Origin of the sequence: Bacillus sp. SIMBA_026 (assembly GCF_046535335.1) — a bacterium.
Taxonomy (GTDB): domain Bacteria; phylum Bacillota; class Bacilli; order Bacillales; family Bacillaceae; genus Bacillus; species Bacillus velezensis.
Genome location: NZ_JAWRWX010000418.1, coordinates 1 through 243 on the forward strand (window position 1 = coordinate 1; position 243 = coordinate 243).

1 protein-coding gene is annotated in these 243 nt (G+C 44.9%); it reads right to left on the minus strand.

Annotated elements, in window-relative coordinates:
- Positions 1-243: hypothetical protein (locus SB847_RS22035; protein ID WP_410578869.1), on the minus strand; the 243-nt coding region annotated here is incomplete at both ends.

Sequence of the window (243 nt, forward strand, 5' to 3'; positions counted from 1 at the left end):
CTTTTAATAAATGATTCTGGCGTAATACCCAGGTGAGCATTATACCGAACACCAGCGCCATTATTGGCTGCATATAAACGGTGCTAAAGGTAATAACGGCACCGAACAGTAGTTCAAAGTTATAAATGATAACTGTGGAAATGGCTGTCACGACAAGCGCAATGATCCAGACGCCGCTGCTACGATCACAGTTAGCTTCCTCTCTAAGCGCATTGACGGGTGCTTCCAGCATAGAAATCGAAG